Below are 12,843 nucleotides of genomic sequence, written 5' to 3' on the forward strand. Positions count from 1 at the left end.
CGAGGATGGCCGCAAGGAGGATTGCCAGCCATGTCGTCCCTGTCGACCACCACGAGCACGAACCGCGCAACGACGTGGGTGCTCATCGGCGCCGCCGCGCTGATCCTGAGCGCCGCCATGGGCGTGCGCCAGACGTTCGGGCTCTTCATCGGGCCGTTTTCCTTCGATCGCGGCATGCCCGTCACGCTGATCGCCTTCGCTATTGCGCTGCACAATCTCGTGTGGGGTTTCGCGCAGCCGTTCGCGGGCGCAGCCGCCGACCGCTATGGCGCCGCGCCCATCGTCGCGACGGGCGCGGCCACCTTCGCCGCCGGACTCGCGCTCGCCGCCGCCGCGACATCTGGCTGGATGCTCGTGCTCGGGCTGGGTGTGCTGGTCGGCATAGGCATCAGTTGCACGAGCTTCGGCGTCGTGCTCGCGACGGTCGGGCGCGTCGCATCGCCGCAAACGCGCAGTGTCGCGATGGGTCTCGCCAGCGCGGGCGGCTCGCTCGGGCAAGTGCTGATGGTGCCCTTCGCGCAGGAAGTGCGCGTGCATGCGGGCGTGGCGGCGTCACTGTACGCCCTCGCCTTCGTGCTGCTGCTCGCCGCGCCGCTCGGCATCGTGCTCGATCGCGCGAGCCGTGCGCGCAAGACGGCGCAATCGCACGAAAAGCACGAACCACACGCGCAACCCGCCACGATGCCGTTGCGCGAAACGCTGGCGTATGCGTCGCGGCATCGCGGCTATCGGCTGCTGACGCTCGGCTTTTTCACCTGCGGTTTCCAGCTCGCGTTCATCGCGACGCATCTGCCGGGCTATCTGATGCTGTGCCACATGCCGGTCGGGCTGGGCGCGACGGCGCTCGCGCTGATCGGCCTGTTCAACATGATCGGCAGTTGGGGATGCGGCTGGCTTGGCGGGCGCTGGCGGCAGCACCACGTGCTCGCGTGGCTCTATCTGATTCGCGGCGGCACGATCGCGCTCTTCGTGCTGCTGCCGACGACCAGCGTTTCCGTCGTCGTCTTCGCCGCCGTGATGGGGCTGACATGGCTCGGCACGGTGCCGCTCACCAACGGTCTGATCGCGAAGGTATTCGGCACGCGGCATCTCGGCACGCTGTTCGGCGTCGTGTTTCTGAGCCACCAGCTTGGCTCGTTTCTCGGCGCGTGGCTCGGCGGCTACGTGTTCGACACGACGGGTTCGTACTCGCTGATCTGGGGCGCGACGGCGGTAGCGGGGCTCGTGGCGGCCTTGCTGCATTTTCCGATCGATGACCGGCCTGTTGCCGATGCATCGATCGCGGGCGCGCGTGCCTGACTGGATCATGTAAGGCATTTTTTTGAGGTATGCGCGAAGTTTTCTGAGGCGCGTTTTCAGGCTTTTGCCGGGTCCCGTTTTCGCGTCGGTCTATTGGCGTTGCCCCTGTGCGGGGCGGCAGTCACTTTCTTTGCTGCTGCAAAGAAAGTAACCAAAGAAAGCAGCTCGACACGCCCGCGGTCACACGCAATTTGGGTGTTCTTCTCCTCGCTCGTGGCACTCAGTAGCGAGTGCCCTCATAGGCCTGATCGGGCTTGGACCGCGCACGGTCTGTCACGTCGCGCCGCGCAAGCGGCTGGTTCAGCACGAAATGGCTCCGGCCCGCTTCGCGGCCGATGGGTACATCGGGTCTGCGTGAGCTTCTGCGTTTCTCTTTTCTCGTTGGTTTCCCTCGCATACCCAACGGCAGCGCGTAGCGCTGTGCCGAAGCCATTTCGTGCTGAACCAGCGCGCTTAAACGACTAGCTCGTCAGACCGTGCGCGGTCCAAGCCCGATTAGGCCTATGAGGGCACTCGCTACAGAGCCCACGAACAACGAGAAGAACACCCAAATTGCGTGTGACCGCGGGCGGCTCAAGCTGCTTTCTTTGGTTACTTTCTTTGCAGCAGCAAAGAAAGTGACTGCCGCCCCGCACAGGGGCAACGCTAACCGACCAACACGCTAACGGGATCCGGCGAAAACCTGAACCTCGCCAACGAAAACCACGCGCAACACTTCAGCGACGCCGCGCCCAAAACGCCAGCCCCGCACACGCAATCAGCAGGCTGCCCGTGGCGAAGAACACCGAGTGCAGCCCGAACCACACACCGATCTGTCCGCCGATCACCGGCCCGACGACTTGCCCACTGAACTGCGCCGATTGCAGATAACCCAGCATCGTTCCGCTGCTGCGTTCATCGACGGCACTACGCGCGAGCTTCGAAATGGCGGGCAATAAACCGGCGAGCGTCATCCCCATCACGACGCGCAACGCCGCGAGCTGCCACCACTGATGCACGAACGCCTGCGGAATCATCGCGACGCCGGTCAGCACGAGACATCCGACGATCACGTTCCAGCTCCCGATGCGATCCGCCAGCGCGCCGAGCCGCGCCGCCGTCAGCATGCTGCCGAGCGCGGAGCATGCCATCACGACGCCCGCGATGCGCGCCACGCGATCGGCCGTCACGCCCAGACTGCCGATATACACGGTGATGATCGGTTCGATCGACATGTTCGCGAGCAGCACCATCATCGCGGTTGCGAGCAGCGCGGCGACCACGACATAGTTCGTGCGATGAGCATGCGTCGATGCCGTGTGCGCCGCGCGCTTCTTCGCATCGGCGGGATGAAAGTCTTCCTTCACGAGGAAGATCGTGGCGAGCGCGGCCACCGCGATCATCCCCGCGCCCGCGAAAAACGTCCCGCGAATGCCGATCAACCCCGGCAACAGCCCGCCGATGAGCGGTCCCGCGAGATTGCCCGCGAGCGCGCCCGTCGACAAAATGCCGAGCGCCCATCCTGCCCTCTCGTGCGGCGCCTGCGTGCCGATCATCACCGTCGATGCCGACGCGTAACCGCCGACCAGCCCCGCAATCAGACGCAACGCAACCAGCTGATGCACCGAATGCGCAACCCCGATCAGCGACATCACGACCGCCATGCCGACAGCCGCGCGCACGAGCATCGGCTTGCGGCCATAGCGATCCGCGAGCCGTCCCCACAGCGGCGCGGTGACGGCGGTGCCGAGAAACGTCGCGCTGAACGCGACACCCGACCATTCGATCACCGCCCGCTGCGATTCCACGCCGAGTTGCCGCACGTACAGCGGCAGAAACGGCAGCAGCATGCTCAGGCTCACGAGCGTCGTGAACGAACCGAATACGCACACGACGAGATTGCGCCGCCAGTACTGCTCGTTACGTTCGGCGTAGCCGAGCGGCATCGCCCCTTGAATGACATGGCTCATTTCGACCTCAACGCAGCAAACAGATCGACGGTCAACGCAACCGCAAGCGCCCCAGCGCCGATCCCGAACAACAACCGGTAGTCCCCGCCACTGCTCGAAAACAGAAACGACATTCCATACGCCGCGAGCGCTTGCAGCACGGCGAAACCCGTGGTCGCGCTGCGCCACGCGCCCTTCTGCGCGGCGGGATGATGCGCGAGCAGTTCATTCACGCGTCCCAGCACGAGCGGCACGATGCCCGGCGTGAACGCGCCGACCAGCACGCTCGACACCATCAGCAGCGAAGCATTCGACGTGACCGCCGGAATCGCGACGGCGATCAGTTGCAGCAGATACGCGACGCGCAACGCAGGCCCGAATCCCGCGCGATCGGCGAGATGGCCCGCCAGCAGCGGACCGGCAATCGCTCCGAGGCCGTACAGCACCCAATACTGCGCGCCCGCATCGACACCCTTGCCGAGTCCGCGCGCGATGAAATCGACGAGAAAGATCATGTGCGGCACGAGACCGACCGCATTGAGCGCGTACTCGACGAACAGCGCGCGCAACGCGGGCGGCGACGGCGCTTTCGCGTGCGTGTGTGCAGTCACAGGCGCCGGGACAGGCGCATCCTGCGACGGCCAGCCGTTCCACGCGACGACAGTCAGCAACAGCGACACCACCGCGAGCCCGAGCCACGTCTCGGTGAGCCCTTGCCGCAGCAGCAGCGGCACGATCGTCCCCGACGCCGCGATGCCAAGCCCGATGCCCGTGAAGATCGCTCCGCTCGCGAAGCCGCGACGCGCCGGCGCGACATGCGCGATGATCGTCGGCGCGGCGAGCACCATCAGCGCGCCGCCGGAAATTCCCGACAGAAACCGCCACACGAAGAACCAGAGAAACGAGACGGGAAACGCGCACGCGATGAACGCGACGGTGGCGAGCACCATCATCGCGCGCAGGACCGTCGCGGCGCGTGCGTGGCGCGCGAGCACGCCGGCCGCGAGCGCGCCCGCGAGATAACCGCCGAGATTGGCCGCGCCGAGATAAGCCGCCGTCGACGCCGGGAACCAGTGCGCGCCGATGATCGCCGGCAAGAGCGGCGTATAGGCGAACCGCGCCAGCCCGATGCCGACCAGACTCGCGCTCGCGCCGGCGAGCACGCCGCGCCAGACCTGGAACGAGCCACGTTCCGACCGATTCAAGACTGCGTATCGCATACTGCCTCCACGACTGCATCGGGCACGCACGCGCGCCCTTCGATGAAGGCCAGTCTATATTCGATCGATTGAAGAGAGAATCGACGTGGAACGGAAGATAATCTTCCGCTATGCGGTTGAATCGATCTGTAACTGCTTGAAATGACGGCGCAGACGCGGCGTGGCGAAGTCGACGAACGCGCGCACCTTCGGCACCGAAAGCCGTCCATGCGGCGTCAGCAGATGCACCGGCAAGGGCGCGTGCTCGCTGTCCGGCAGCACGATCTGCAGCGTCCTGTCCTTCACTTCTTTCGCGACGTGATACGAAAAGAGCCGCGTGAGCCCGTGCCCATCGACGGCGGAAGCCACCGCCGCCCGCACCGTATTCACGATGAGGCGTGGCGTGAACTGCACGACTTGCGGAATCGTCGAGCCGGTGGAGGTCGGAAAGCTCCACGAATCGAGGCCGAAGTGCGTCATCGAAATGATCTGATGCTGCGCGAGATCGGCGGGCTGCGCGATGCGCGGATGCGTCGAAAGATAGCGCGGCGACGCGGCCACGACGCGCCGCACTTCGCCCACGGGAATCGCGATCAGCGTCGAGTCCGACAGATGCGCGATGCGCAGCGCCACATCGATGCCTTCGTCGATCAGGCTCACGGGACGGTCGAGCATTTGCAGGCGCACGGAAACGGCGGGAAAGCGCGCGATGAAGTCATCGAGCATCGGGCGCAGCAGGTCTTCGCCCGCGGCGACGGGCGCGGTGATGGTCAGAAGCCCGCGCGGCGCGGAACGTTCGTGCGCGATCAGCAGATCGGCTTCTTCGAGATCGGTGAGAATGCGGCGGCACGCGGCGGCATAACGCTCGCCCGCTTCGGACAGCTTGATCGTGCGCGTCGTGCGATGGAGCAAGGCCGTGCCGGTGTGCTCCTCGAGAAACGCGATCGCCCGGCTCACGGCGGCGGGCGAGCGGCCGAGCCGCCGCCCCGCGCCCGCCAGACTGCCTTCGTCCAGCGTGGCGATGAACACTTTCATCGCGTCGATTCGGTCCATGTCGGCTCGGTGCTTCACTTGATCGATGAAGCGCCAAGTCTACCGGACCGAATCGTCGAAGCGCCTCAGACCACTGTGATCGTCACATCGATGTTGCTCTTCAGCGCCTTCGAGTACGGGCAGGTCTGATGCGCCAGGTTCGCGATTTCCTCGGCCACCGCGCGCTCGATGCCCGGCAGGCTCACGTTCAGGCGCGCGCGCAGCAGATACGCTTCGCCAGCCATGCCGAGGTCCACTTCCGCATCGACGGCGGTTTCGGCGGGCAGACGCGTCTTCAGTTTCGCGGCGGCCTTGCCCATCGCGCCGATGAAACATGCGGACCAGCCGGCGGCCAGCATCTGCTCGGGATTGGTGCCCGCGCCGGTCGATCCGGGCGGCGACAGCTTGACGTCGAGACGGCCATCGGTGCTCTTCGCGAAGCCTTCACGTCCTCCGACGACGCGGGTTTTGCCGGTGTACAGGACGGTATCGATCTGGGTCATGATGCGTTCCTCGTGGGTTCGAAAGTGGATGGAGTTAGTGATGCGCGAAGAGCGTGGCGACGTCGTTCGTCGTCGCGCCGCGCGCGCCCGATTGCGAGAACGTGTCGCCCATGCCGCCGTATGCCTGCGCCTGCGCGCCGCCGTTTTCATTGGCGATGGTCTGCGCGCTGATGCCGCGTTGCGATGCCGGCGCGCCCGCGAGCGGGTCGTAGTGCGGCGCGGGACCATAGCCGCTGCTGGCGAATGCGGAACCGGCTGCGACGGCGCTGACGGCGATGACTGCGGCGGTGACGAATTGCTTGATCATGATTGGGCCTCTGTTGTTTCGGTGGATTCGGTGAATGTCTGATCAGCTGCCTTGATACAGGCTGCGCAGCGCGGCGATCTGGCCATCGCGCTGGGCCTGCACCAGTTCCTGCTTCACTTCGGCGCGGGTCTTGCCGGCGTAGGCGTGCTTCGCCACGGCCTGTTCGGTCTGCACGCTCATCGGGGTGTTCGTCACGGCGGCGTGAGCAACACCGGTCATGGCGCTGGCGACGAGAGCGAAAGCAACGAGGGTGGATTTCATGGTGTCTCTCCTTAACGGAACAAATGGATCAATCAGTCGGTTGAATGAGTTACGGCACTTGGGCTTCGCGGGTGTTCGTCTTGCGTTTCACTCGTGAGCCGTCGTTGTGTGTATTTGAAGCCCCGCAGGTATCTGGCTTGTGTCCGGAAAGCGGGTCCTGTGCAATGTTTTGTATCGCGTGCGGTGCAGATACATTGCGATACGAAACCCGCTTACTGCGCGGCCAGCAGTTTCTCGATCACGGCTTCGGTCTGCGCGTAATCGCCCTCGCCGACGTGCGTATAGGCCACGCGACCGTGCTTGTCGATCAGATAGAACGCGGGCCAGTATTGATTGCCGTACGCGGCCCAGGTCGCGTAGCGGTTGTCCTGCGCGACCGGATACGTAATGCCGAAACGCTCGATCGCGCGCTGCACGTTGTGCGTGTCCTGCTCGAACGGAAACTCGGGCGTGTGCACGCCGACCACGACGAGCCCCTTGTCCCCATACTTCCGATGCCACGACTTCACGGCCGGCAGCGTGTTGACGCAATTGCCGCACGCGAAGGTCCAGAAATCGACGAGCACGACCTTGCCGCGCAATTGCGCGAGCGTGAGCGGCTGGCTGTTGAGCCATGTGTCGATGCCGGCGAATTCCGGCGCGATGGTGTTATTGACGGGCGCGGCGGCCTGCGCGGGCGCGATGGCCGCGCAGGCGGCCAGTCCGGCGCACGCGGCTGCGTTCTTGATGGCGGCGAGCATGACGAAGTCCTTTGAATGCGGTAGAAGATCGGGGCGCGCGATAAAGTCATATCGCCCCGGCAGGCCGACGTTCGCATCGGCATGACCGCATTGGACTGCGCGCGCGTATCCCGCTTGTGTCGGGCAAAGCGCGTTGCGCAATGTTATGTATCGCGCGGCATGCGGGATACACTGCGATACAAAACGTCCGCTGAGACGCGCTATAACGCAGACATCGCGCAATCAGCGGGAGCTAAAAATGAAACGCATGCTGGCGGTCCTCGCCTTTCTCGTCGGCGGGATCGCGACGGAAATGGCCCATCCGGTTCAGTGTCTGCTGGTCAGCCCGAGCCGGGTGCAACTCAAGCGTCAACGACAACGATCCATCGATGGAAACCACTGATCACGTATTGATCGTCGACGACGATCGCGGCATTCGCGAACTGCTTGCCACTTACCTCGAAAAGAACGGCATGCGCGTGTCGCTCGCCGCGAACGGCCGGCAGATGCGCGCCGTGCTGGAACAGCAAGGCGCGCCGGATCTGATCGTGCTCGATCTGATGCTGCCCGGCGAAGACGGCCTCGTGCTGTGCCGCGAGCTGCGTGCGGGCAAGTTCCGCGACGTGCCGGTGCTGATGCTCACCGCGCGCAACGAGGAAGCCGACCGCATTCTCGGCCTCGAAATGGGCGCCGACGATTACTTGCCAAAACCCTTTGCCGTGCGCGAATTGCTCGCGCGCATCCGCTCGGTGCTGCGCCGCACGCGCATGCTGCCGCCGGGCATGGAAGTGTCGGAATCGGCGGCGATGCTGAGCTTCGGCGACTGGCGGCTCGACACCACCGCGCGTCATCTGCTCGACGCCGAAGGCACGATGGTCGCGCTGTCCGGCGCCGAATACCGGCTGCTGCGCGTGTTTCTCGACAATGCGCAGCGCGTGCTGACGCGCGATCAATTGCTGAATCTGACGCAAGGACGTCAGGCCGATGCGTTCGACCGCTCCATCGACCTGCTCGTGTCGCGTCTGCGGCAGCGTTTGCGCGACACCGCCCGCGAGCCGCGCTACATCAAGACGCTGCGCAGCGAAGGCTACGTGTTCTCGGCCGAGGTCAAACCGATCGAGTCGTCTCAATGAGCACGCTTTCGTCCGCTTCTCATGCATCGCGCGCTTCCCTGCTGCACTGGCCGCGCACGCTGTTCGCGCGGCTCGCGCTGATTCTCGTCGTCGGACTCGCGCTCGCGCAGACCTTCTCGTTCCTTCTGACGATGCGCGAACGCGACGATTCGATGACCAACGTGATGATGGGCTACGTCGAGCGCGAGGTCGCGAGCTCGGTCGCGCTGCTCGATCATCTGCCCGCCGATGAACGCGCGCAGTGGCTGCCACGGCTCGCGCGGCGCAGCTACACGTTCATTCTCGGACCCGGCGAGACCGGCGCGCCGCTGGACGCCGCGCTGTCGGAACGCTTCGCGCGCTCGATCGGCGAAGGCATCGGCAAGCGCTATCCGCTGACGGTCAACGCGGTGCCCGGCGACAAGGAGCGCTTTCAGGTGCACTTGCGTCTGTCGGACGGCTCGCCGCTCACCATCGACATGCGTCCAATGGTCGGCACGCCGTTGTCCAGCTGGCTGCCGCTGGTTCTGGTGCTGCAACTGATCGTGCTCGGCGCGTGCTGTTGGCTCGCCGTGCGCCTCGCGACGGGCCCGCTCAAGAAGCTCGCCAGCGCCGCCGACACGCTCGGCCCCGATCTCAAGGCCGAGCGTCTGCCCGAGTCCGGGCCGGAAGAAGTCGCGCGCGCGGCGAAGGCGTTCAACGCGATGCAGGACCGCGTCTCGATGTACATGACCCAGCGCATGCAAATTCTCGCGGCGATCACGCACGACCTGCAGACGCCGATCACGCGCATGCGCCTGCGCGTCGACGTAATGGACGACGAAACCACCGGCGCCAAGCTCCAGCAGGACCTGAAGGAGATGGAATCGCTCGTGAAGGAAGGCGTGACCTATGCGCGCACGCTGCACGGCACGAACGAAGCGCCGCGCCGCATCGATCCGGATGCGCTGTTCGAAAGCATCGTCGACGACTATCTCGATGCGGGGCAATCGGTGACCTTGCGCGGCGCCATCGGCGGCGCGCTGATGGCGCCCCCGCAGGCGTTGAAGCGCGTCGTCGGCAATCTCATCGATAACGCGATCAAGTATGCCGGCGCGGCGGAAATCGAAGTCGCCACGCGCGACGATGGCCGCGCCGTCGTCGCGATCCTCGATCGCGGGCCGGGCATTCCGGATGAATCGCTGGAAGCGGTGTTCGAGCCTTTCGTGCGGCTCGAAGGCTCGCGCAACCGGCAGACCGGTGGCACCGGACTGGGGCTGGCCATCGCGCGGCAACTCACGCTCGCGATGGACGCGTCGCTCACGCTGCATCATCGCCAGGGCGGCGGACTGGAAGCACGACTGGTGCTCAAAAAGGCCGCTTAAAATACGATGTCCTATATCAAAACAGCCTACAGGTTTGCACCGGCTTGACGGGCGACAGCTAACTCCGCTAACGTTTGCTCCACGACGCGCGGCCCCACGCGCGCACCTGGACATCGCTGGAGACGCCATGCCCTGTCGCCCTAAAGTTGTACGACATCGTTTCTTTGCTCAGCCGCCGCGCTGACGCACGCGCCTTTCTCCCTTCGAATTCAAGACCGGACGCCGCCCCTGCGTCCACGCGCCCGCGCGCGCTCAAAATCCGCATCAAAGGAGACTTCATGAAGCAATCGAAACACGTATCGGCGGTGCCGTCGCCCGCGCGTCGCATGTTCGTGAAATTCGCGGGCATCTCGGCGGGCGCTCCGCTATTAGGCGCGATGGGCTCCCTCGGCCTCGCCGGCTGCGGCGGACACGACGACTCCGGCTCCGGATCGACGCCGCCGCCCGCGCAAGACCCGATCTGGGGCTCGTCCGGCTCCGCTACGCAGATCGTGAACGCGCTGCAAGGCGTATCGACGTCGATGTTTCCGAGCCGCCAGTTCCTCGTCACCGATTACGGCGCGAAGCCTTGCGCGGTCGTCGCGGCGACGAATCCGTACACCGATCCGGCCAAATCGCCGCTGTCCAAGGGCGCCGACCAGACCAACGCGCCCGGCTCGTTCGACTCGCGCCCGGCCTTTCTCGCGGCCATCGCGGCATGCAGCGCGGCGGGCGGCGGACACGTCGTCGTGCCGGCGGGAATGTGGTATTGCGCGGGCCCGATCGTGCTGCTGTCCAACGTCGACTTTCATCTCTCGGCGAACTGCACGATCTACTTCAGCCCGAATCCCGCCGACTACGCGAAGGACGGCCCGATCGATTGCGGCCCGAACGGCAAGCTCTACTACAGCCGCTGGCAGGCGAACGACTGCCTCAACTACGGCCCGCCGGTCTATGCGCGCAACCAGACGAATATCGCGGTGACGGGCGAAGGCAATACCTCCGTGCTCAACGGCCAGGCGATGACGCCCTTCGCCGGCAGCGGCAACACCGCGACCTGCTGGTGGACGTGGAAGGGCAACACGGGCGTGTACGGCTGCGTGAATTCGTCGACGCCTTCGCAGGCATCGAGCAACGCGAAGAACGTGGATCTGAAAACCGCCGTGCCCGGCATCCCCGATACGCTCTACGCGAAGCTCACCGATCCCGCCACGCCCTGGCAGCAGGACCAGAACTATCTGCCGGCGCTGTCGGAAGCGGGCGTCGCGATCGAGAAGCGCATCTTCGGCATCGGCCATTATCTGCGGCCGTGCATGGTGGAGTTCATCGGCTGCACGAACGTGCTGATGGAAAGCTATCGCACCAACAACACGCCGTTCTGGCAGCACCATCCGACCGATTGCCAGAACGTCGTGATGCGCAGCGTGACGGTGGACAGCATCGGTCCGAACAACGACGGCTTCGATCCCGACGCCTGCGACATGGTCCTGTGCGAGAACGTCACGTTCAACACCGGCGACGACTGCATCGCGATCAAGTCGGGCAAGGATCTCGACACGCAATACGGTCCGGCGCAAAACCACGTCATCCAGAACTGCACGATGAACAGCGGCCACGGCGGCATCACGCTCGGCAGCGAAATGGGCGGCGGCGTGCAGAAGATCTACGCGCGCAACCTGCAGATGCTGAACCAGTTCTGGGCGACCAATTCACTGAACATCGCGATTCGCATCAAGACGAACATGAATCGCGGCGGTTTCGTGAAGGATTTCTACGTGGACAACGTGACGCTTCCCAACGGCGTCAGTCTCACGCCTTCCGGTTACGGCAGCAGCCTGATCGCGGGCAGCCCGATCAATGCGACCGTGCCGCTCGGCGTGGCGACGGCGACGGCGGCGAATCCATCGGCGGCGCAGGGCGGCATCATCACGTTCGATTGCGACTATCAGCCGTCGAAGGACGCGATCCGCACGCGGCCCGCGCTCGTGCAGAACGTGAACATCTCGAACGTGAAGGCGAGCAACGTGTCGCTCAACGGCGTGACCGGATCGTGTTTTCAGGCGATCGTCGCGCAAGGGCCAGTCGCGTTCGACTACAACGGCCCTGCGCCGACGCCCACGATTCCGGCGATCACCGGCGTCACCATCACGGATTGCGATTTCGGCACGCCGGTCGCGGCAGGTCCGGCCACGGCGGCGACGCCCGGCCCGATCTACGCGTACAACGTGCACGACATCGTGCTGAAGAACACCATGATCGCGGGCGTGACGATGAACTCGACGGTCAGCGATCCGCGTTGATCATCGTCCGGTCAGGCGTCTCGCGATGAGCATCGGCACACGCAGCACGAAGCCGAGAAAAAGCCGCGTGTGCATCCACGTCAGCAGCGCGTTGTCGCGGCCATAGCGGAAATGCGAGACGCCGCCCTCTTCCGGCGTGAAATAGCGTACGGGGGCGTCGAGATTGATCGGGCGCACGCCGCGCCAGCACAGGCGCACTACCGCTTCGGGATCGAAATCGAAGCGGCGCATCCACGTCTGCCTGCGCATGAGCGCGGCGAGCGGCGCGATCGGATAGACGCGAAAGCCGTACAGCGAATCGCCGATGCCCATCCACAGCGTCTCCAGATTCGCCCAGCCGTTCGAGATGCGCCGGCCCTGGACGCGCAACTGCGGCGCGCTGGCGTCGAACCTCGGGCGGCCGAGGATCATCGCATCGGGCGCGTTCATCGACGTTTGCATGAACGTGCGGATCAGCGCGGCGGGATGCTGGCCGTCGGAGTCCATCGTGAGTGCGTGCGTGAAGCCGAGTTTCGCGGCTTCGTCGAGGCCCGCGAGGATCGCTGCGCCCTTGCCGCGGTTCTCCGGCAGCACGATCACGCGCAGGCCCGGATCGGCTTCAGCCAGCTTCGTGAGGCGTTCGGCGCTGCCGTCCGTGCTGCCATCGACGACGACCCATACCGGGTTCCACTGCTCGCGCGCACCGCGTACGGTTTCGTCGACTTTCTCGCCGGGGTTGTAGCTCGGGATGAGGACGAGATGGGTGGACGATGCGCTTGTCGAAGGCATTGAGAAAGGTGGAGAGTCGGAGGGATAGGGCGAATTTTAACGTCTGTGGACGTCGGCGCCGGAAGGCGTCGT

General features: G+C 65.1%; 13 protein-coding genes. 5 read left to right on the top strand and 8 right to left on the bottom strand.

Annotated features, from left to right (window positions below; genetic code table 11):
• The first annotated feature begins 30 nt into the window (after nucleotides 1-30).
• Entirely contained in the window at nucleotides 31-1,299 is a 1,269-nt protein-coding gene (locus tag BTHE68_RS29110; protein ID WP_162069788.1) for an MFS transporter, read from the top strand.
• Between the two features lie 716 nt (nucleotides 1,300-2,015).
• Here the strand turns inward: BTHE68_RS29110 and BTHE68_RS29115 are convergent.
• The 7 genes from BTHE68_RS29115 to BTHE68_RS29145 all read right to left on the bottom strand — a co-directional run bounded on the left by BTHE68_RS29115 (nucleotide 2,016) and on the right by BTHE68_RS29145 (nucleotide 7,269).
• The gene (locus BTHE68_RS29115) at nucleotides 2,016-3,248 is read right to left on the bottom strand and encodes an MFS transporter (protein WP_162069789.1); all 1,233 of its coding nucleotides are present in this window, start codon (nucleotides 3,246-3,248) and stop codon (nucleotides 2,016-2,018) included.
• A complete protein-coding gene (locus BTHE68_RS29120; RefSeq protein WP_162069790.1) occupies nucleotides 3,245-4,447 on the bottom strand; it encodes a YbfB/YjiJ family MFS transporter in 1,203 nt (400 codons plus the stop codon). The genes BTHE68_RS29115 and BTHE68_RS29120 overlap by 4 nt, the downstream gene beginning before the upstream one ends.
• 108 nt (nucleotides 4,448-4,555) lie before the next feature.
• Nucleotides 4,556-5,479 (bottom strand): LysR family transcriptional regulator, encoded by a 924-nt coding sequence (locus tag BTHE68_RS29125; protein ID WP_162069791.1) that lies wholly within the window; start codon nucleotides 5,477-5,479, stop codon nucleotides 4,556-4,558.
• Between the two features lie 65 nt (nucleotides 5,480-5,544).
• The gene (locus tag BTHE68_RS29130) at nucleotides 5,545-5,961 is read right to left on the bottom strand and encodes an organic hydroperoxide resistance protein (protein ID WP_197919766.1); all 417 of its coding nucleotides are present in this window, start codon (nucleotides 5,959-5,961) and stop codon (nucleotides 5,545-5,547) included.
• A 34-nt stretch (nucleotides 5,962-5,995) separates the two neighbouring features.
• Complete coding sequence (locus BTHE68_RS29135) at nucleotides 5,996-6,268, bottom strand: hypothetical protein (RefSeq protein ID WP_162069792.1); 273 nt, start codon at nucleotides 6,266-6,268, stop codon at nucleotides 5,996-5,998.
• Between the two features lie 42 nt (nucleotides 6,269-6,310).
• Nucleotides 6,311-6,529, bottom strand: coding sequence for a DUF4148 domain-containing protein (locus BTHE68_RS29140; RefSeq protein ID WP_162069793.1), 219 nt, complete (start codon nucleotides 6,527-6,529; stop codon nucleotides 6,311-6,313).
• Nucleotides 6,530-6,741: 212 nt separating this feature from the next.
• Nucleotides 6,742-7,269 (bottom strand): thioredoxin family protein, encoded by a 528-nt coding sequence (locus BTHE68_RS29145; protein WP_162069794.1) that lies wholly within the window; start codon nucleotides 7,267-7,269, stop codon nucleotides 6,742-6,744.
• Nucleotides 7,270-7,507: 238 nt separating this feature from the next.
• Between BTHE68_RS29145 and BTHE68_RS36670 the strand changes: the two genes are divergently transcribed.
• From BTHE68_RS36670 to BTHE68_RS29160, 4 genes are all read left to right on the top strand, one after another.
• Nucleotides 7,508-7,651 carry a hypothetical protein gene (locus BTHE68_RS36670; RefSeq protein ID WP_167390430.1) on the top strand — a complete coding sequence of 48 codons (144 nt, stop codon included), beginning with the start codon at nucleotides 7,508-7,510 and terminating at the stop codon, nucleotides 7,649-7,651.
• On the top strand, nucleotides 7,638-8,381 hold the full coding sequence (locus BTHE68_RS29150; protein WP_162069795.1) for a response regulator: 744 nt from the start codon (nucleotides 7,638-7,640) through the stop codon (nucleotides 8,379-8,381). Before BTHE68_RS36670 ends, BTHE68_RS29150 begins: the two co-directional genes overlap by 14 nt.
• Nucleotides 8,378-9,724 carry a sensor histidine kinase gene (locus tag BTHE68_RS29155; RefSeq protein ID WP_162069796.1) on the top strand — a complete coding sequence of 449 codons (1,347 nt, stop codon included), beginning with the start codon at nucleotides 8,378-8,380 and terminating at the stop codon, nucleotides 9,722-9,724. The genes BTHE68_RS29150 and BTHE68_RS29155 overlap by 4 nt, the downstream gene beginning before the upstream one ends.
• A gap of 278 nt (nucleotides 9,725-10,002) precedes the next feature.
• Nucleotides 10,003-12,003, top strand: a complete 2,001-nt coding sequence (locus tag BTHE68_RS29160) for a glycoside hydrolase family 28 protein (protein ID WP_162069797.1) — start codon at nucleotides 10,003-10,005, stop codon at nucleotides 12,001-12,003.
• On the opposite strand, the gene BTHE68_RS29165 is transcribed toward BTHE68_RS29160, so the two are convergent.
• Nucleotides 12,004-12,771: a glycosyltransferase family 2 protein gene (locus BTHE68_RS29165; RefSeq protein ID WP_162069798.1), complete on the bottom strand. Its 768-nt coding sequence runs from the start codon at nucleotides 12,769-12,771 to the stop codon at nucleotides 12,004-12,006.
• Nucleotides 12,772-12,843: the final 72 nt, after the last annotated feature.

It is taken from the genome of Burkholderia sp. THE68, from assembly GCF_009938265.1.
GTDB lineage: Bacteria > Pseudomonadota > Gammaproteobacteria > Burkholderiales > Burkholderiaceae > Caballeronia.

Coding starts and splice junctions, on each gene's coding strand:
- BTHE68_RS29110 (WP_162069788.1), top strand. CDS start 31: ATGTCGTCCCTGTCGACCACCACGAGCACGAACCGCGCAACGACGTGG.
- BTHE68_RS29135 (WP_162069792.1), bottom strand. CDS start 6,268: ATGATCAAGCAATTCGTCACCGCCGCAGTCATCGCCGTCAGCGCCGTC.
- BTHE68_RS29130 (WP_197919766.1), bottom strand. CDS start 5,961: ATGACCCAGATCGATACCGTCCTGTACACCGGCAAAACCCGCGTCGTC.
- BTHE68_RS29125 (WP_162069791.1), bottom strand. CDS start 5,479: ATGGACCGAATCGACGCGATGAAAGTGTTCATCGCCACGCTGGACGAA.
- BTHE68_RS29140 (WP_162069793.1), bottom strand. CDS start 6,529: ATGAAATCCACCCTCGTTGCTTTCGCTCTCGTCGCCAGCGCCATGACC.
- BTHE68_RS36670 (WP_167390430.1), top strand. CDS start 7,508: ATGAAACGCATGCTGGCGGTCCTCGCCTTTCTCGTCGGCGGGATCGCG.
- BTHE68_RS29165 (WP_162069798.1), bottom strand. CDS start 12,771: ATGCCTTCGACAAGCGCATCGTCCACCCATCTCGTCCTCATCCCGAGC.
- BTHE68_RS29115 (WP_162069789.1), bottom strand. CDS start 3,248: ATGAGCCATGTCATTCAAGGGGCGATGCCGCTCGGCTACGCCGAACGT.
- BTHE68_RS29160 (WP_162069797.1), top strand. CDS start 10,003: ATGAAGCAATCGAAACACGTATCGGCGGTGCCGTCGCCCGCGCGTCGC.
- BTHE68_RS29145 (WP_162069794.1), bottom strand. CDS start 7,269: ATGCTCGCCGCCATCAAGAACGCAGCCGCGTGCGCCGGACTGGCCGCC.
- BTHE68_RS29150 (WP_162069795.1), top strand. CDS start 7,638: ATGGAAACCACTGATCACGTATTGATCGTCGACGACGATCGCGGCATT.
- BTHE68_RS29120 (WP_162069790.1), bottom strand. CDS start 4,447: ATGCGATACGCAGTCTTGAATCGGTCGGAACGTGGCTCGTTCCAGGTC.
- BTHE68_RS29155 (WP_162069796.1), top strand. CDS start 8,378: ATGAGCACGCTTTCGTCCGCTTCTCATGCATCGCGCGCTTCCCTGCTG.